Source organism: Peptoclostridium acidaminophilum DSM 3953, assembly GCF_000597865.1.
GTDB lineage: Bacteria > Bacillota > Clostridia > Peptostreptococcales > Peptostreptococcaceae > Peptoclostridium_A > Peptoclostridium_A acidaminophilum.
In genome coordinates, this window is sequence record NZ_CP007452.1 from 2174091 (window position 1) to 2192799 (window position 18709).

Annotated in this window: 14 protein-coding genes; 4 read left to right on the forward strand and 10 right to left on the reverse strand. The window is 43.2% G+C overall.

Annotated elements, in window-relative coordinates; genetic code table 11:
- Window positions 1-30 precede the first annotated feature (30 nt).
- Window positions 31-1482: a DEAD/DEAH box helicase gene (locus EAL2_RS10615; protein ID WP_025436364.1), complete on the reverse strand. Its 1452-nt coding sequence runs from the start codon at window positions 1480-1482 to the stop codon at window positions 31-33.
- 219 nt (window positions 1483-1701) lie between these two features.
- On the opposite strand from EAL2_RS10615, the gene trhA reads away from it, so the two are divergent.
- Entirely contained in the window at window positions 1702-2337 is a 636-nt protein-coding gene (gene trhA / locus EAL2_RS10620) for a PAQR family membrane homeostasis protein TrhA (protein WP_025436365.1), read from the forward strand.
- A 101-nt stretch (window positions 2338-2438) separates the two neighbouring features.
- Here trhA and EAL2_RS10625 read toward each other — a convergent pair whose 3' ends face one another.
- From EAL2_RS10625 to EAL2_RS10640, 4 genes are read right to left on the reverse strand one after another with little or no spacing between them, the layout of a single operon-like run.
- Window positions 2439-2831 carry a DUF1987 domain-containing protein gene (locus EAL2_RS10625; RefSeq protein WP_025436366.1) on the reverse strand — a complete coding sequence of 131 codons (393 nt, stop codon included), beginning with the start codon at window positions 2829-2831 and terminating at the stop codon, window positions 2439-2441.
- 20 nt (window positions 2832-2851) lie between these two features.
- A complete protein-coding gene (locus tag EAL2_RS10630) occupies window positions 2852-3610 on the reverse strand; it encodes a GGDEF domain-containing protein (protein ID WP_025436367.1) in 759 nt (252 codons plus the stop codon).
- Between the two features lie 33 nt (window positions 3611-3643).
- Window positions 3644-4213 (reverse strand): SiaB family protein kinase, encoded by a 570-nt coding sequence (locus EAL2_RS10635; RefSeq protein WP_025436368.1) that lies wholly within the window; start codon window positions 4211-4213, stop codon window positions 3644-3646.
- A gap of 43 nt (window positions 4214-4256) precedes the next feature.
- On the reverse strand, window positions 4257-5594 hold the full coding sequence (locus EAL2_RS10640) for a SpoIIE family protein phosphatase (RefSeq protein WP_025436369.1): 1338 nt from the start codon (window positions 5592-5594) through the stop codon (window positions 4257-4259).
- Window positions 5595-5855: 261 nt separating this feature from the next.
- Between EAL2_RS10640 and guaD the strand changes: the two genes are divergently transcribed.
- Window positions 5856-7142: a guanine deaminase gene (gene guaD / locus EAL2_RS10645; protein WP_038602081.1), complete on the forward strand. Its 1287-nt coding sequence runs from the start codon at window positions 5856-5858 to the stop codon at window positions 7140-7142.
- A 161-nt stretch (window positions 7143-7303) separates the two neighbouring features.
- Here guaD and hcp read toward each other — a convergent pair whose 3' ends face one another.
- The gene (gene hcp, locus EAL2_RS10650) at window positions 7304-9013 is read right to left on the reverse strand and encodes a hydroxylamine reductase (RefSeq protein WP_025436371.1); all 1710 of its coding nucleotides are present in this window, start codon (window positions 9011-9013) and stop codon (window positions 7304-7306) included.
- A gap of 144 nt (window positions 9014-9157) precedes the next feature.
- The gene (locus EAL2_RS10655; protein WP_084481151.1) at window positions 9158-9946 is read right to left on the reverse strand and encodes a Mut7-C RNAse domain-containing protein; all 789 of its coding nucleotides are present in this window, start codon (window positions 9944-9946) and stop codon (window positions 9158-9160) included.
- 284 nt (window positions 9947-10230) lie between these two features.
- Between EAL2_RS10655 and EAL2_RS10660 the strand changes: the two genes are divergently transcribed.
- Complete coding sequence (locus tag EAL2_RS10660; protein ID WP_025436373.1) at window positions 10231-11346, forward strand: 4Fe-4S binding protein; 1116 nt, start codon at window positions 10231-10233, stop codon at window positions 11344-11346.
- A gap of 106 nt (window positions 11347-11452) precedes the next feature.
- Here the strand turns inward: EAL2_RS10660 and EAL2_RS10665 are convergent, their stop codons facing one another.
- The 3 genes from EAL2_RS10665 to EAL2_RS10675 form a co-directional block, all read right to left on the reverse strand.
- Window positions 11453-13696: a U32 family peptidase gene (locus EAL2_RS10665; RefSeq protein ID WP_025436374.1), complete on the reverse strand. Its 2244-nt coding sequence runs from the start codon at window positions 13694-13696 to the stop codon at window positions 11453-11455.
- Between the two features lie 20 nt (window positions 13697-13716).
- The gene (locus tag EAL2_RS10670; protein ID WP_025436375.1) at window positions 13717-15453 is read right to left on the reverse strand and encodes an ATP-binding cassette domain-containing protein; all 1737 of its coding nucleotides are present in this window, start codon (window positions 15451-15453) and stop codon (window positions 13717-13719) included.
- A 69-nt stretch (window positions 15454-15522) separates the two neighbouring features.
- Window positions 15523-16968: a DEAD/DEAH box helicase gene (locus EAL2_RS10675; RefSeq protein WP_025436376.1), complete on the reverse strand. Its 1446-nt coding sequence runs from the start codon at window positions 16966-16968 to the stop codon at window positions 15523-15525.
- Window positions 16969-17256: 288 nt separating this feature from the next.
- Here EAL2_RS10675 and EAL2_RS10685 point away from each other — a divergent pair, with 288 nt between their 5' ends.
- A complete protein-coding gene (locus EAL2_RS10685; protein ID WP_025436378.1) occupies window positions 17257-18432 on the forward strand; it encodes an RNA-guided endonuclease InsQ/TnpB family protein in 1176 nt (391 codons plus the stop codon).
- Window positions 18433-18709: the final 277 nt, after the last annotated feature.

An 18709-nucleotide genomic window follows, 5' to 3' on the forward strand; every position in this document is an offset into this window, starting at 1 on the left:
GACGCCTATATTCAATTGAATGCCTTATTGCTATCTGCCCTGTCTGCCTCTTGAAGAGCCTTGTCCCCTTGAAGAGCTCTGTCCTCTTGAAGCGCTTGCTCCCCTTGAAGGCCCTGCTTCTCTCGAAGCACTTGTTCCCCTTGAATAGCTTGATCCTCTTGAGTTGCCGGAATTTTGGCCAGATGAGTTTCTTGGGCTGAAGACGCCCTCTTTTTTCCCTGGCTTGCCAAATCTGGACGAATCGCCTTGTCCGCCTCTTTTGCTGCCCCTTGGCGCGGATTCTCCGTGTCTTTCCTTATGGCCTTCGCGTTTCACAAAAGCCTCACCTCTTACTCCCGAACCCTTTTTCTTAGAATTCATATCCTTATCGTCAGTCATTCTGCGCTTTTTGATGACCATTTTTATCTCATTTTCGATAAGAGCAAGCGTCTGAGCGTCCCTTGGAGTTGCAAATGTTACGGCTACTCCAGTCTGTCCCGCACGGCCGGTACGTCCTATCCTGTGGATGTAGTTTTCGGCGTCAAAAGGCATGTCGTAGTTGAACACATGTGTCATGCCTTCAACATCAAGACCTCTTGCGGCTACATCCGTAGCAACAAGAAACTGAAGCCTGGTTTTCCTGAACTCCTTCATTACCTTCTCGCGCTTGGCCTGCGTTATGTCTCCGTGCAACTCGTCGCAGCTGAAGCCCTTGCTGCTAAGCAGCTCGTTGAGCGCCTTTGCGCGGTGCTTTGTGCGGCAGAATATTATTGACATGAAGGGCCTATGCTCTTCGATTATCTTCAGAAGCGCCTCCTGTTTTCCCCTGTCTGTAGTTTCGATTACAAGCTGAGTTATTCCATCCAAAGTCACTCCGCTTCCCTGTACCTTTATGTGAGCCGGAGAATTCATATACCTCGAAGCCAATGCGCGTATGTCCTTTGGCATTGTGGCCGAGAAAAGGAGGGTTTGTCTGTCCTTTGGCGTCTGATGTATCACAGCCTCGACGTCGCTTAGGAATCCCATGTTGAGCATCTCGTCAGCCTCGTCAAGCACAAGCATCCTGAGCTTTTTAAGGTTTATGCTTTTTCTTCTTATGTGGTCAAGCAATCTTCCCGGAGTTGCTATTACCATGTGGACTCCGTTTTTGAGCTTTCTAAGCTGCTGCTCGACGTCCTGCCCTCCGTAAACGGAAAGTATGCTTACCCCTTTGGCCTCCGCCAGCTTTTTTGCCTCTGCTGTTATCTGTATTGCAAGCTCCCGTGTTGGCGCAACTATAAGAGACTGCACATCTCGGCTGTGCGTATCTGTCATCTCCATTATTGGCAGCAAAAATGCAAGCGTCTTTCCTGTTCCTGTCTGCGCCTGCGCTATAACGTCGTCGCTTTGAAGTATCGCCGGTATTGCCTGTTCCTGAACAGGCATAGGCTCTGTAATTCCGTTTTGCAAAAGTGCTTCATTAAGCTCGGCCCCTATGCCAAGCGCTTTAAAATCCAATTTCATTATTTTGACTACCTCTTTTATATGTTATTTCGACCTTATTCTCTTTCAAAATATAATAAACGTACAAAAAGCCTGCACATCTATCGCATGCTATGCGGTCAACTAATCTATTGTATCACAAAAAAATCGTGATGAGTAAACTATTATTTGCCTGCATTATCCAGCGATATCTGATATCATTGATATTGTAAGGAAAAAAATTATGAATGAGGTGATATTATGGATTATTCCAAAAGAGAGGAAATAGCAAACAGCATCACGCACGGAATAGGAGTGCTCTTTAGTATTGTCGCCCTCACCATACTTCTAATATACTCTATATGGCAAAAGAGCGCAGTTTCAATAGTCGCATTCAGTATATACGGCTTATGCTCCATACTCCTTTATCTGTCGTCCACGCTCTACCACAGCTTCCAAAAGGAAAAGCTCAAGCGACTATTCAGGTTGTTCGACCATTCTTCTATATACCTGTTCATAGCCGGAACCTACACTCCAGTCGCACTCCTGGCACTTGAAGGGGCCTGGCGAATCGGCATACTTACAAGCGTGTGGGTGATAGCCATTTTAGGGATTGTTTTCAAAATCTGCACTTACAACAAGCTGGATCGTCTCAAGATGGTGTCGGTGGCCATGTATGTAGCCATGGGATGGATTGTTGTGATAGCCGTGAAGCCAATGCTCCAGACGGTTCCGCTGGGCTTCTTCCTGTGGCTGCTGGCAGGCGGGCTGGTATATACTCTTGGCACCATATTCTATTCTGCCAAGAAAATACCCTACAGCCACGCCATATGGCACTTCTTCGTGCTTGCCGGAAGTGCGCTCCATTTTATAGGCTTGTTTATATATCTGGTTTAAAACAAAAGGCTGCTTATGCATAGAAGGTTTTCTTCAAACTTTCATACATAAGCAGCCTTTTTGTCAGTATATACGCGTCAGATGCAAATGAAAAGCCGCAATTATTCTTGCGCCTGCACCTCAATTATATTGAATGCCATTTCCGATTCCAGGTCTTCCTGCAGCTCGATTCCGCACTCCTTTATGTTCCTGTTTCTTTTGTCGTAATACCAGTTGACTGCTATGTTGTGTCCTTTGCACGATTCCTGCTCAAGCCTGTATATCATATCCATAATGCACTTTATGCTGCTCGTGTTGAGGTATACAAGGCCTATGTCCACCTGCAGCCGTCTGCCTTCAGCCTTGAAATATTCATCCATCCAGCCAAACAGCGGCTCATAGAATTTGAATGCATTCTCAGGATATGACTCTCCTTCTATATTCAGCACGTTCAATTCATTGTCATAGCTCACTTGTGGCGATGACTTTGTTTTTTCTATGCAAATATCAAACATATATTCCTCCGATTATCTTTTTATTCACACAAACCTATTTCCTTCTTGAGGGTCTTGTTCCTGTACATAAGACTATCGGCAGCGCTTATAATCTTGTCCGTACAGTCCATTCCCAGCTCCCTATTGATTTCCATTATCCCATAACTAAAACCTATATCGTATGGCTTGGTTTGAAGACTGTTGAAGCTCTCGATTTTTTCAAATACCGTCTTAATCACGGCTTCCGACTCAGATTTGGTTTTCTCGGGCAGCAGGAGCAAAAATTCATCTCCACCTATGCGGCTTATAACATCGGCTTCACCTATGGACTCTTTTATTACGTCTGCAAATGTTCTAATTATGAAGTCGCCCTCTATATGTCCGTAGCCGTCATTGATGCTCTTGAGGCCGTCTATGTCTATAAAGCATATCGAAAAATATGTATCTTCATTTTGCAGTCTCTTGAGCTCCCTGTCAAGAGCCATGAATCCGTTTATTCTGTTGGGCACTCCAGTCATCATGTCAGTGAATGCGTAGTATTCAAGCAGCTCCTGCTGTCGCTTTCTCTCTTCTATCTCCCTGGCCAGCTCAGCCTGCACTTCTTTTAAATACACCTGCTGTCCATCGCTTATGCTTGTGAGCTTGATTGTTGTTTTGAGGTTGCGCTCAAAAACAGCCACCAGCTCCCGGAATTCGTCAATCAGCTCGTTTGCATTGTTTTTATGGTCGTTGCATATCGCCTGGGCCTTTTGCAGCTTTTCAAGTTCTTCCTTGAAAAGAGCCTTTGTGTTTTTGCTCATATTCTCCACCTTCATATCGTTTTTGCGCGTCCTTTAGGAAACTACTGCCTTCAATGTGAAAAAAGAGTATCTTTCATCTCTTTCTATGAACATATATTCGAGCTTCCGGCTTGATCGTCTTGCCATCTCAATAAGTCCCAGACCTGCCCCAAAGCCGTCTACGCTTCCTGATCTCAGCCTTTCCTTATAGAATTTTTTGAGTTCTGCTCTATCGAGCGAATTGATATGATCTATGCTCTCCTTTAGGTGCTCCCTGTCTTCATTGCTAAGTACATTCCCTGAGCATATGTAGTAACCGCTTTCCTCCTTGCCTATTACGACTATGCTTTCAAAAGCCGCCTTGAAGAACTCGGCATCGCTTTCGCGTTCTACTTTCTTTTGAATGTAGTTTTTTATGTTTTGCGACTGCTCGATATATATTGAAAACACGTTATAGCTCACACTTTCATTGTCTTCCTGGCCACTCATATCCTTTTCTATGTATTTTTTTATAGCTTCGCCTATGTCTTCGATTATATTCTGTGTAAACGAGCCGTTAAAGCTTATGACTACTCCGCTTTCACTCAGTTCCTTGACCATTGAATTCATCTTTTCTTTTATCATAGAGCGTACCTCTCTAATTGTATTTTTAGCATTTGCAGCATTGCTATAAAGGCTTTACTGCAAACACAGTGACATCGTCACGCTGCACCTCGCAGCCCTTGTGCGCCGAAAAACGCTTAATCATCTCGCTTCTTTGCTTTTCAAAATCATATTTTGCCACAGCGTCTATCGCTTCGACGAATCTTTCGGCTCCAAACGGATGGATGTCCTCATATCCGTTCTGATCTAAAAAACCGTCTGTCGTCATGTAGAACGCGTCTCCCGGCAAATAATCAATCACTGCATCCTCGAATTCCTGCTCTTTTTTCTTCCTCTCACTGTATCCAAGGCTTTTGTTTGCTCCCCGCAGCTCCCTTGTGATTCCCTGGCTGTGACTGAACAGCGACATGCGCGCTCCCGAGTATGTCAGTCTCCTGGACTCCTGGTCGAACATGCAAAGTCCCATGTCGAGCCCTGCGTGAAGGTTGTCGTATTTGTTGAATTTGTAGAATGTGTCCTTTACCATTGCGTTTATTTTATTGAGTATTTCACTGGCGCTCCCATGCCCGGAATCCTCGAAAGCTCTTGATATCATCTGGTTTAAGGCGATTGTCATGAATGCTCCGGCCACGCCGTGTCCCGTGCAATCCATGAGCACAGCGCAAAAGCCCTTGCGTGTGGGTGCAAACCAATAGAAATCGCCCCCCACTATGTCCTTGGGCTTCCATATTGCAAAAGCGTCATCCGCATGTTTTTTTATAAATGACATATCAGGCAGCAGGGAGTTTTGTATCATGCTTGCATAGTGGACGCTTTCAACTATCTGCTCGTTCTTCGCTCTTACTTCTTCCTGCGCTTTTCTCCTCTCCTCTTCAAAATGCTTTGCATTCTCAGACGCTATGGATATTTGAATCGAGAGTGAGCCGAAAAAGTCAATTTTTGAATTTGTAAAATAGTTTTCAGCACTATGCTCTGCAATTATAATCCCTACTCTTTCCTTGTTCTTGAAATCATTAAGCGGCGACAGGAGCACCGACTTTGTGCTTTTACCCTGTATGAACCAGTGCTGCTCATCTTTTGTATCGAATACGCAGGTGTCCTTGACATGGATTATGTGCGTTGGGAAATCACTCGATTCCTCCGATAAAAATCTGTTCTCATTTTGTATGCCCCTTGAGTATGATTTAAAGCCGTTGTCGCTTTTCATCCAGATTGTGCATGTGTCAAGACCCATGACACCCATTAGCATGTCTGTTGTAACCTCCATGAGCCCTATGAACGAGTCAATATTTGAGGATATCTTTATGACTTCACCCAGAAGCCATGTCATGGCCTTTTGCTCCTGAAGCTCCTCTATGTATTTCGAATCTATATCCATTGCAAGCCCTTCCTTCGTGCTCAAATCACACTCTTTTTCTGTGTATTCATTCGCGCATATGTAATCTGTTACTATCTTTGCTGGCTCTTTTACAATATTGTATCGTCATATAAAATCATACCATATCATTTTATTTTTCACTGCAATTTTTCTTATTTTTTAACAAAGCTGAGCTTTATAACTATTCTGTGGTATATTATCTATATGAATATGCATGAGAGACTCGGGCTCATAGCCTGTCTAGTCGTATTATACTCTGAAGCTTGAGTCACAAGGAGAATCCAGATGAATAACTCAAATTCTATAAAAATAATAAAGGGAAATATAATATTCACCTCTGTGCCTGAGGGCTTCAATATAACGGAGCAGGGATTCCTTGTAATGCGCGATGGCAAGGTTGAGGGCGTATACGAATCGCTTCCCGATATTTACTCGGGAATTGAAATAACCGACTACGGCGACAAGCTCATAATACCCGGTATGAACGACCTGCACTGTCATGCCCCACAGTTTCGAAATCTTGGCATGGCAATGGACAGGGAGCTGCTTCCCTGGCTTGAAAACTACACCTTCCCCGAAGAGTCCAGGTTCAAGGATAAGGAGTACGCCCGCAGCGTCTACTCCGCGTTCATAAGGGAGATATGGAAACAGGGCACCACAAGGATTGCCGTATATTCGACGGTCCACAAGAGCGCAGCTCTGCAGCTTATGGAGCTCTTTGAGAAATCAGGGCTCGGCGCTTATGTGGGCAAGGTCAATATGGACCGCAACTGCCCTGATTCCATACGCGAATCTGCCGAAGGTTCGCTCGCAGACACCCGGGAACTGCTCGAAGCCAGTGCCGGCAAAGACAGTCTTGTTAGACCTATAATAACGCCCCGCTTTGTGCCAAGCTGCAGCGCCAGGCTTCTTGAAGGCCTTGGCGAGCTGGCAGTCGAATACTTCGCCCCCGTGCAGTCCCACCTTTCTGAAAACAAGGGCGAAATAGAATGGGTCAAGGAGCTCCATCCGGATTCAAGCTGTTACGGAGATGTCTACGACAAATACAAGCTTTTCGGACAGACTCCTACGCTCATGGCCCACTGTGTCTATTCAGACGAGCAGGAGAGAGAGCTAATGCGCTCAAGAGGCGTCATTGCAGTCCATTGCCCTACCTCCAACATGAACGTAGGCAGTGGAATGATGCCTGTCAGGACATTCCTCGATGAAGGAATACGCGTGGCACTTGGCTCAGACATAAGCGGCGGCCACACATGCTCGATATTCAAGACGATGGTCTATGCCATACAGATTTCAAAGCTGCTATGGGCGGAGTCAGGAAAGCAGATATCATTCCTTTCTAATTCCGAGACCTTCTACATGGCCACAAAGGGCGGAGGAAGCTTCTTTGGCAATGTGGGCAGCTTCGAGAAGGGCTATGATTTCGACGCCCTCGTGATAGACGACTCGGAGCTGAGCACCCTTGGCTACACTATCGAGCAAAGGCTTGAGAGATTCATATATGTCGGAGACGACAGGCATATACTCCACAGATATGTGCAGGGCAAGCTTATAGAGGAGCCTGAGCTGTAGCGAATGCCGACAGCGCGATGCTACATTTGCAGGGCGTGCCCTTAAAAGGCTTTAGCAACATGGATATTAGGTTATAATTTTTAAGTATGGCAAAACCCCCGGCGTAATAATGCCGGGGGTTTTGTGGTCTGTAATCTTTTAAATTTATAGTTAGTATCGTGTTACTCTCCCATGAACATCTTTATGTCTTCGTCCACGCTGCCTATTCCGCCTATTCCGAATGTCTCCACAAGTATGTTGGCTACGTTCGGCGACAGGAACGCAGGAAGTGTAGGTCCAAGGTGAATGTTTTTCACTCCAAGGTGAAGCAGTGCCAGCAGAACTATAACGGCCTTCTGCTCGTACCAAGCTATGTTGTATGATATAGGAAGTTCGTTGATATCCTCAAGTCCGAACGCCTCTTTTAGTTTAAGCGCTATTACTGCCAGCGAATAAGAGTCGTTGCACTGCCCTGCATCCAGAACTCTTGGTATTCCGCCTATGTCTCCCAGATTAAGCTTGTTGTACTTGTACTTGGCGCAGCCTGCTGTTAGTATCACTGCGTCCTTTGGAAGCTTCTCCGCAAATTCCGTATAGTAGTTTCTGCTCTTAGCTCTTCCGTCACAGCCCGCCATTACAAAGAATCTCTTTATTGCGCCTGATTTTACCGCGTCAACCACCTTGTCTGCAAGAGCCATTACCTGATTGTGAGCGAATCCGCCTATTATCTCTCCCTTTTCTATTTCAACAGGCGCAGCGCATTTCTTCGCTTGCTCTATCAAGGCTGAGAAGTCCTTAGGCTGGCCATTCTTGCCGTCTTCAATGTGTTTTACGCCGCTGAATCCTGTAACGCCTGTAGTGTATAGCCTGCCCTTGTATGAATCCTTAGGAGGCACTATGCAGTTTGTAGTCATAAGTATAGGACCGTTGAAGCTTTCAAATTCGCTGTCCTGCTTCCACCATGCATTTCCATAGTTTCCTACAAAGTGGTCGTATTTCTTGAATGCAGGATAATAGTTGGCAGGAAGCATTTCACTGTGGGTATATACGTCCACGCCTGTGCCTGCTGTCTGCTTGAGCAGCTCCTCGAAATCCTTGAGGTCGTGTCCGCTCACTAGTATTCCAGGATTGTTTCTTGTGCCTATGTTTACCTTTGTTATTTCAGGGTTTCCGTATGTTGACGTGTTGGCAGAATCAAGCAGCGCCATTGCATCCACGCCGAATTTTCCAGCCTCCATGATTATACCTACAAGGTCGTCTGCAGAAAGCGTATCGTCAAGCGTAGCCGCAAGAGCCTTGTGCATGAAGCCGTGAATATCGTCGCTGTCGTATCCCAGGTTCATCGCATGGTGCATGTAGGCAGCCATTCCCTTTATTCCGTATACAAGCAGCTCTCTTAGCGATCTTATGTCTTCGTTTTCAGTTGCGAGAACGCCCACCTTTTCAGCCTTGCTGTCGAAATCAGTCACGCTTGAAGCGAACCATACCGCCGCGTCAGGAAGCGAAACGCCCTGCGACTCCATTCCGATAAGTCTTTTGAGCTTGTCGAAAAGGCCCTCGGCGCTAGCTGATGGAAGCTTGCCTGCCGCCTCAAGCTTGCTTCTTAGAGACTCCTTAAGCGCAAGTCCTTCCCTTACTCTGTTTATTATGCCTTCTCTGTCGAAATTCGCATTTGTTATAGTAGCGAACAGGCTGTTCATAACATACTTGTCAGCCGCCTTGTCTATTATGCCCGCTTTCCTTGCCATGTCGCTGTATACCGACACTCCCTTGGCCACATATACAAGCAGGTCCTGAGCCTTAGCCACATCCTCAGTCTTTCCGCATACTCCTCTTGATGTACAACCTTTGCAGCCAGCAGCTTCCTGGCACTGATAACAAAACATACCCATAATATATATACCTCCGCTTTCATTAATTATATTTTTAAAATTTCACTTTCAACTTGTGAGTTAATTATATTATCATACTGGCCTTATGGTTGTAACTTGAGTTACGCTTTTGGGAATATAATAGCAAAAGCCGCAAAAATCTTTTCAGATTCCGCGGCTTTTTGAGCACCTCTCTATAATTATGTCCACGAGCCGTGCCATGTTGTCATAGTGGCTTCCTCTCCAGTATATCTTCCCGCAACCCCTGCAGCGCTGGTACTCCTTGCACCATGACTTTACGCCAGGCGGGATTTGGCCTTCAATATCCTTGTATTCCTGCGAATCCAACGTTATAGGCTCTATGATTCCGTTGCACTGTATGCAGCGAGTAAAGGGCTTTATATCGCTGCAAAGTCCAAAATGTTCGAGCACCTCAGCGACCTGCAGCAGCGGATACTTGTTCCTTATTATACGTCCCCTTTCGACGCTATTTCTCATAAGCAGCCTTCTGTCCCTTGTAAGGAGTATCCTGTCCTCTTCATGCGCAATACGGGCAATCTCAGGATCATCACGTAGAGAGTCGTAGTCCGCATCAAATCCAAGGAGCCTAAGATAGCGCGCAAGCGTCCCAAGATGCACATCGAGCACGAATCTGCTTCCTCCCTGCTCGCTCCTATGTATCTTCTTGATTCCATCTATTTCAATATTGCAAAATCTTGGGTACACGCTCACCCGGTCGCGGTCGCCGACAATACGCTCGAATCCGGCCGAGTCGCCGTTTACAAGAATGAGGTCGACTTCCACATGCGGCACGCTGAAGCTCTCTATGAGATCTTTTACAGACCGTATCCCGTAAAAATAGCTGTCTATGTCGCATTGCCTGTCTTCCGCATCCAGAAAGTCGTTCAGTTCTCCGTAGAATCTTATAGTCACATGGCTTTTCACTGCTACCACCTCGTGATTTATATACCCAAAATGGCTTCAATCCCCTAATTTAAAGATTCCAAGCCGTGTTTTTATGCTCTCGATACACTAACAATTCTCTTATCAAATTCTTCATGCTCATTTTTTTGAATGTTTTTTTCACAGTTTGAACACATTTTCAAAACAATTTTGTGATAAATTATAAATTATAATCAAGTATAAGTTTCAGTTATTTTTAATGTTTAAATTTCCTGCAAGCGTTTAATAAAAATGAATTTAGCAGCCACTGTATATATTATGAAAGGAGTTTTCCATTGAAAAAAATTCAAAAATTACGTTTTACAGTCCAGGGCATATGCCTTATTCTGACTGTCACCTCATTCTTCATAAACTTCAAAATCGCCATGATTGCCATTGCAGCTCTAACAGTGTTTTCCGGAGCCTTTTACTGCGGCTGGATATGTCCGTATGGCTTCATGCAGGATCTTTTCAGCAAGTTCGGAAGCCTTTTGGGAATTAAGAAGAGAAAAATGCCATCATCACTTCAAATCATTCTTGTTTTTAGCAGATATGTTCTGCTTGCCATTGTACTCTTAATTGGTTCCGACTTTGTATTTAGCTTGATGACTTTTGACCCACGTGCTAATTTCTCGAATATGCTAGTTGGAAACATTGCCGGATTTGCAGCAATATCAGTCATGGCGTTTTTTCTAATAGTTTCACTGCTTTTCGAAAGGCCTTTTTGCAACTACCTTTGTTCTGAAGGTGCCAGATATGGCCTGATGGGGAGCCTTAGAATATTCACTATAAAAAGGGACCAGTCCTTATGTGTGAATTGCCAAAAGTGCGATAAGGCATGTCCAATGAACATAAGAGTTTCAAAAGCAACAAATCTGCGATCACCCCAGTGCATAAACTGCTTCCAGTGCATTTCAGCCTGTCCTGTCAAAGGGGCTCTATCATTTGGAAAGATGAACACCGATAAAAATGAAAAGAGAAAATATATGGCAATTGCATTGTCAGCACTTGTGCTGTTTGGGTCTTTTGCCGCTTACAAGTTTTTCGGCGGGAAAGAAGATGTCTCAGAGGAAGTCACTGCTCCAAGTTCAAGCGAGTCCAGTTCAGCTCAAGGCAGCGGCGACACTTTTTCCGATGCGCAGGGAATCGCTGACGGCACCTATACTGGAGAAGGGTACGGCTTCAAAGGCAGCACTGTGGCTCAAGTGACAGTAAAAGATCAGATGATCACATCTATTGAAGTTACACAGACCCGTGATGATAAACCGTGGTTTGACAGAGCCAATTCAGAAATACCTGAGAGGATAATACAGTCCCAGAGCACTGATATAGACGTTGTGAGTGGAGCTACCTATTCTTCAATTGGAATTAAAGATGCCGTGAAAAATGCTCTTGAAAATGCAAGACAGTAGCCATTCCATTGGAAACTGCTATAAAAAAATCCCCAAATCCATTGATTTCAATGGGTTTGGGGATTTAATTCTTGGAGGCGACACCCAGATTTGAACTGGGATTTCCCTACAAAATCTCTTTATTAAAATGTCCTCTTGTGTCTGTTTCCTTATTAAAGACAGCTTTATTCATTGAGCCATTTAATTTGCTTAAGGCCTCGTTAATGGTTTTCACAACCTGATCTTTTGATTCAACTGTGAAGTTTAATCTGAATGCCTCGATTCCTTTTATGCTTTGCACCTCATCTAAAAGATTAAGCGTCTTCCCATTAAGGATAGTCGTTGTACAATCATCATGAGAAATGATAGGGAAGGTTCCGTGCTCATCTTTTAACTCATGGCTCCTCGTTTTGCAAATACCGCACTGATTCATTTTTTTCAGCGGACAATATTTTGTAAACATCAAAGGAGCCTTGCCATACACAATCATTTCCAGTGCAGGATAGCCGTCATTTTCTTCATAATAGGCATTAATTAAATCTTCAATTTGTCTCTTATTCAATTCATAAGATAAAGTTACTCGTTTCGCGCCTAATCTATATAATTCATAGCAGCTAGTAGAATTAACAACATTTAGAGAATAGTCCGTAACAAAAGGATTAGTTTTTCTGTAGTGGTAAATTCCGCCATATCCTCCGATTAACAGCTGCCCTTCTTTTTCCTTATAATCGTTCTGGTTTCTTCTAACCACGTTTTCAAAATAGATTTCCTTAATTCCACAGCTCATGCAAGCATCATACTGTTCCTTAGTAGTTACAGAGACCGTAAGATATGGTGTTTTGGGGGCAAAGCTTATTTTTTCTTTTGCATTCACAGCTTTGATTCTTTTCTTTTGGCTGTTAAGCTTTAAGTCATATAAGCCCTGTACAATATCTCTTCTTGCTGCATTTAGCAGTTTGGCTGGAATAAATGCATTGCATTCCTTAAAATCTACATGATTAAGTTCGAATATAGTATCATTTAATCTTGAAAATTGCTTTATTACCTGTTCTTTTGTAGTTGGATTATTAATTGCTTCGCCTAGTATTTCCTCGCTTTCATATAAATAATTAAAGCCTAAGCCTTCCGCATCTATGATAAGCTTTGAATCTGGATATGCATACACTCTAATATCTAGGTTAAAGCGTTTAAATTCTTTTTCCAGTGATGACTCTAACTCTTTGTAATAGAAATTATCCTTCGTTATATATACTAAATCACCCTTAGATATCTTTTCTTTGATTTTGATATAGCAGACATCATCTGCTTTGTTGATTAAATTGCCAGCTTTATCGTACAGTTTTACAACAGTTAAAACAACATCTTCATTGTTATGACTTATTCTGATTATATCGTTTTGATTTAAAGGACGTGTAAGAGTTATTTCATACATGTCTTTAACAATCTTGCTGATTCTACCAATTTCATAACCAGCATTATTAGGTCTTAAGGTGTTTGTAATATCTTTTATATCTTCGTGAAACACATATCCCTTAGTAAAGGTTCTATTGAATGTTTTGCTCAGATTTTCTTTATCTTCTTCGGTTATTTTGTTATCTAAGGCCCTGCGATATTTTGATACAGCATTAGCAACATACGCAGGCTCTTTCATTCGACCTTCTATTTTTAAAGAATCAATTTCTTTTAAATCATTGATATAATCGATTGTGTTTAAGTCCTTAGTAGATAGAATATAGTTTTTCCCTAAAGATGTATCTGTTGTCTTATCAATTAGTTCATACTCCTTACGGCATGAACCAACACATCTTCCGCGATTTCCGCTTCGATAGCCGATTAATCCAGACATCAGACAGTTTCCAGAATAAGATACACATAGAGCGCCGTGAACAAAAATTTCTAAAGGTATTTTAGCTATTCTTTTTATCTCTTTTACTTTTTCAATCTCAACCTCACGGGACAGAACGACTCTTTTAGCACCAAGTTCTTTAAATAATAAAGTTCCGTCTAAATCGTCTATTCCCATTTGAGTTGAACAATGTGCTTCCATATCAAGAAAGTTATTAACTATATAATCGAAAGCAGCCAGATCCTGGACGATAATTCCATCGACACCGATTTCATTTAATTCGTCCACCTGCTCTTTCATCTCTTCAACTTCGTTTTCGAAAACGATGGTATTCATTGTAACATAGATTTTGACATTCCTCAGGTGCGCATACGTAACAGCCTCTTTTAACGATTCTAAATCAAAATTAGATGAGTATGCACGTGCGCCAAATTTTTGAGTTCCTAAGTATATGGCATCACACCCATTGGAAATTGCCGCTTTTAAAGCTTCCATGCTTCCTGCTGGAGCTAATAATTCAGTCATTTTTCCCTCCATACTACTCACTACTTAGCGCTAAGTACTTCTAACTGATTGCAAAGTTTTTCTACGGTTTTCAGCTCATTTTTTTTAAAGGCTAATGTAATATTGGCTTCTAATTCTTGTTTTTTCTTGTCTATTTCTAAATACTTCTGATTGAAATACTTATCATACACCATTTTACGGAAAGAACGTGTACGCATACGTCTAATAGTATTGTCTTCTACAAGTAAAACATAATCCGCACAATTAGCTACAAGATAGAAATCATGGCTTACCATGAGTACGGCCCCTTTATATTCGGAAATGGCTTTTTCCAGAGCCATTTGTGCGTAAATATCCAAATGGCTAGTCGGTTCATCAAGAATAAGAAGTTCTGCATTTGTATTTGCAATCATCGCAATTTGGAGCAAATTCTTTTCTCCGCCTGATAACTGGCCTACCTTCTGCTTTAAGGCATCACCTTCCAAACAATATTTCCCGAGATACTCACGGATACTTTCACTTGTCTCAAAACCCAAGTTTTCCATAAGCTCGTATACCGTTTTTGTTTCATCTATATTCTCGTCCTTAAGCTGAGATAAACATGCATAGCTTGTATTCTCATCGATATGGATGGAAGGATGGTTATTCTTTAAGATATCGCGCATTAAAGTAGTTTTTCCTGTACCATTTGCACCAACGATGGCTACTTTTTCGCCAGATAGTAATTCAAAATTGATATTTTCCAATAAACTTTCATCAAATGAAACATTATAATCTGTAATGCTTAAAACAGTATTCCCTGTTTCAACTTCTATTGCCTGCAATTCAATCTTTGGCTCACGAAGTTCAATAAAAGGTGCCTTAATTTGTCTTGCAAGTAAACGGTCAAGTTGTGTTTGCTTTGCATTTACGGCGCTTCCAATAACAGGATTAGCAACCAGCGTAGCTCTTGTGCGCAGACTATCAACCATTTTCTCGGTACGCTCAATTTCTTCCTGTTCTTCAATACTCTGCAGTTTAAGTTTTAATTTTTCCTTTAGCTGGGAACAACGATATTCTGCATAGTTGCCCTCATATTCCTGAATATCACCGTTTTCCAAATGTAAAATCTTGTCAAAACAATGATTCAATAAATATCTGTTATGTGTAATAACCAATAATGTGCCCTTATAACCATTAATCAACTGACAAAGTCCATTTAAGTTGCCAAAATCAAGAAATACATCCGGTTCGTCCAAAACAAGAAGATTTTGAGATAATAACATTTCTCTCATAATCTGAAGTAATTTATACTCTCCACCACTAAGTTGCGATAGCTTTGTTTCTTCTAATTCACGCATACCGGCTACATATAGCTGTTTATGGATATTGTTTTCATAATTGTCTCCGTCCATGGCCTCAAAGGCGTCTGAAAGAGCCTGATATTGCTCAAATAAGGGCTCCACATCCTCAGCCACTGCCATTTCATCACACACTGCAAGTGTCGCTTTTTGATTTTCCACGAATTTCTCACTTAGATATTCAAAAACAGTGCATTCCTGCTCTTTATCTCTCACAGCAAACTGCCTGGCATAACCAATACGGCAACTTTCATCTTTGATTATCTTTCCATCGTACCAATACTTATCCGGATGAATAATCATATCAACAAGAGTTGATTTTCCAGCGCCATTGCTTCCAATAAAAGCAGCGTGCTGCCCCATTTCCAATGTAAACGAAACCTCTTTATATAAATCTTTTGCAGGGAAACCATAGGAAAGTTTTTCTATTTGAATCATTTTTGTTATCCTCTATTCTAAAAAAATTTGTCCGAATCTGTCACAGTAGAATTATAACAATTTACACTGCTATCTACAAGCTCTACTAACGTTGCGCAGCCTGCCCTTTATAGGTGTCTTCTGGAGCTTTTCAAGCACCATTTCGCCCTTGTTGTTTAGTATCTCCACAAAAGTAGAGACGTCAAGTATGCTTATTATACCTATGTCCGCCGCGCTCATGCCTTCTATGTTGCAAAGCGTGCCTACAATGTCTACAGGCCTCATCTTCGTTTTCTTGCCTGCATTTACATGAAGCTTCATAATTTCTTTGCTCAGCTGCGCGCCTTTCGTCTCCTTTATTTCAGGGCTCGCGCTTGCTTTCTTTTCAAACTCATGCCTGGAGCTGTCCACGGCTGCATTCTCTGGCCTCTCCTTCAAAGCTATCTCTCTGCCTATATAGCTGTGGATTTCATTTAAAAACTTGTCTTCGTAGCGGGTCACGAAAGTCATTGCCTTTCCGGAGCTGCTCGCCCTGCCCGTTCTTCCTATCCTGTGGACATAGCCTTCCTTGTCCTGAGGTATGTCGTAGTTGATTACATGCGTAATGTTGTCGATGTCTATACCTCTGGCTGCGACATCTGTGGCAACGAGATATCTGAAGCCGCCCTGCTTGAAATCATCCATTACACTGAGCCTGTCCTCCTGCTCCATTCCGCCGTGTATCTTATCGCAAGGATAATCAAGCCTTGAAAGCCCTCGATGTACCTCGTCCACCTTCTGCTTTGTATTGCAAAATATAATGCAGCTGTCCGGATTTTCAACTATAGTAAGGTCTCTTAGCAGTTCGAGTTTGTCAGCTTCGTTCACGCTGTATCGTTCCTGCTCTATCTTGTCGGCCGTAAGGCCTTTGGATTCTATCTCAATGCTGATTGGATCTTCCATGTATCTGCTGCAGAGCGAGTGTATGTCCGCAGGCATAGTTGCCGAGAAAAGCATTGTCATCCTCTCTTTAGGCAGACTGCCTATTACAGCTTCTATCTGCTCTATGAAGCCCATGCTCAGCATCTCATCCGCTTCGTCAAGCACGAGATATTTGATGCATGATGTGTCGAGCGTTCCTCTTTCTATATGGTCAATAATTCGGCCCGGCGTCCCTACAACCACGTGTGTTTTTTGCCTTAGTTCCCGCTCCTGCCTTCTGTATGGAGACTTTCCGTATATTGATGCCACCTTGAGCCTTTTGAATCTGCCTATGTTGAAGAAATCATCCTGTACCTGTATTGCAAGCTCCCTTGTAGGAGTAATCACAAGCGCCTGCGGCTTGTTCTCCTCCCACTCCACCATTTGGCATATTGGAATGGCGAATGCGGCCGTCTTCCCGCTGCCAGTCTGTGACTTGACCGTTATGTCACGTCCCTCCAGTGCGGCTGGTATAACCTCTTGCTGAACCTTAGTAGGGCTCTTGAAATTAAGCAGCTCTATTGCTTTTAGCAGTTCGCCGCCTATATTGTAATCCTTAAAATTGATTGTTGTCATTTAGTCATCTCTTTCTTTATAATTGTTTTTTAAGTTTTGTTAGCATTACAGCTTTATCATTATAGCATATAAATGCATAATGCGATATTCCAGGAAAATTAAACTGACTGCAATTTAACAGATTTTTCAGCAAGAATTCTCCCGCCTCTAAGCGTAGCATAGGCGGTGGGATGAATTGCTGATTATTTATGTCTTTTTCTTGAAAATCATGGGTTTTGAGCAAGTAATCGGGTATAATCAAATTGACAAACACACGTTCCTTTATTGTTTGTGAAAGGAGCAATCCCAATGATTAGATGCCACAAGACCAATTTTTATGCCACAAAAACCGACACCGACAGATTATTTGCGTGCAACAGGCTTTCGGCTGAAATCTGGAACGCCTGCCTTTTGTCTGCGAAGGACTACTCCCTTGCAAACGAGGGAAAGTGGATAGGCAAGTCTCAGCTTCAAGCCGAAATGAAGGGCAGATTCTTGCTTCATAGTCAGTCGGTGCAAGCCGTTTGCCACAAGTACCTATTCGCCAGGGATTCAGCCAGAGCCGCTAGGCTCAAGGGCTACAAGGCCAAGTATCCCTACAAGACCAAGAAAAACTACAACACCAAATGGGTTGACAAGGCTTTCAAGGTTTTCCTAAACGGTAAAATAGAGCTTTCCATGGGCACATTCGATGGCAAAAGGCAAAAGCCCATAACCATCTGGTGCAAGGATGTTCCCAAGGGGGACATCAAGGAAATCGAGCTTGTCTACGACAGAGGGCTCATGGTTTCCATGAGCTATGACGACTACGCCGCTGAAGCCAAAGCTTCAGGAACAAGCAGGGTTGCCGTTGACCTTGGCGAGATTCACTCCATCGCCGCATTCTGCGAAAACGGCGAGAGCCTAATCGTAACAGGCAGAAAGCTTCGAAGTATACACAGGCTCAGAAACAAGAAACTCGCAGAGCTTCAAAGGCTCATGAGCAGGTGCAAGAAGGGTTCGCGCCAGTGGAGACGCTATAACAAGGCTAAGCAGTACATCTTGTCCAAGTCCGAAAAACAGCTAAAGGACGCATTGCACAAGTCCAGCAGGAAGTTTGCCGATTGGTGCTTAGCCAATGCTGTGGGAGAAGTCGCCGTGGGCAAAGTCGAAGGCGTCCAGCGTAATGCAAAGGGCAAGCTCAGGAAAAAAGAATCCCAAAAGCTCTCAAACTGGGCGTTCGACAGACTCCAAAAATACATGGAGTACAAGCTCAAAGCCTTAGGCGTAGCCATGTCCAAGATTGACGAGAGCTACACAACACAGACATGTCCTGTCTGCGGCAAGAGGAAGAAGACCTCTGGCAGAATCTACAAGTGCAAATGCAGCTACAGCTGCCACCGTGACATACACGGGGCAAGGAACATCCTCTCCAAGCACATTAACAGCGGGTGGATAACGTATGTAGCCGACATTGAGAACACAACGTATCTACGGATAGCATAGGGCATCCTGTGCTTGAAGTTAGTAGACGGGCTGTTCCGCCCCATCCGAAAGGATGTTGCTTGCTTAGAATCCCCAATCTGCCCCCGCAGCGATGCTGTGAGGGCACGCAGCAAACCTGCGTGTCCGCGTGGGAGAAAGTTTTTTCGATGGCAAGAAACCCCCAGCTTCAAGCTCCGTTAGGAGTTAAGTGGGGGAGGTTCATTTGGCTGTCTTTTGCATGCCCTTTGCTTTTTCTGTTGACATATAAACGATAAAAGTATATTCTCATTAAGGTTAC

Bases quoted from the DNA above. Each gene is read 5' to 3' on its own strand.
- EAL2_RS10675 (WP_025436376.1), bottom strand. From the start codon at position 16,968: ATGACAACAATCAATTTTAAGGATTACAATATAGGCGGCGAACTGCTA.
- EAL2_RS10670 (WP_025436375.1), bottom strand. From the start codon at position 15,453: ATGATTCAAATAGAAAAACTTTCCTATGGTTTCCCTGCAAAAGATTTA.
- EAL2_RS10665 (WP_025436374.1), bottom strand. From the start codon at position 13,696: ATGACTGAATTATTAGCTCCAGCAGGAAGCATGGAAGCTTTAAAAGCG.
- EAL2_RS10685 (WP_025436378.1), top strand. From the start codon at position 17,257: ATGATTAGATGCCACAAGACCAATTTTTATGCCACAAAAACCGACACC.
- EAL2_RS10625 (WP_025436366.1), bottom strand. From the start codon at position 2,831: ATGTTTGATATTTGCATAGAAAAAACAAAGTCATCGCCACAAGTGAGC.
- EAL2_RS10635 (WP_025436368.1), bottom strand. From the start codon at position 4,213: ATGATAAAAGAAAAGATGAATTCAATGGTCAAGGAACTGAGTGAAAGC.
- EAL2_RS10615 (WP_025436364.1), bottom strand. From the start codon at position 1,482: ATGAAATTGGATTTTAAAGCGCTTGGCATAGGGGCCGAGCTTAATGAA.
- EAL2_RS10630 (WP_025436367.1), bottom strand. From the start codon at position 3,610: ATGAGCAAAAACACAAAGGCTCTTTTCAAGGAAGAACTTGAAAAGCTG.
- hcp (WP_025436371.1), bottom strand. From the start codon at position 9,013: ATGGGTATGTTTTGTTATCAGTGCCAGGAAGCTGCTGGCTGCAAAGGT.
- trhA (WP_025436365.1), top strand. From the start codon at position 1,702: ATGGATTATTCCAAAAGAGAGGAAATAGCAAACAGCATCACGCACGGA.
- guaD (WP_038602081.1), top strand. From the start codon at position 5,856: ATGAATAACTCAAATTCTATAAAAATAATAAAGGGAAATATAATATTC.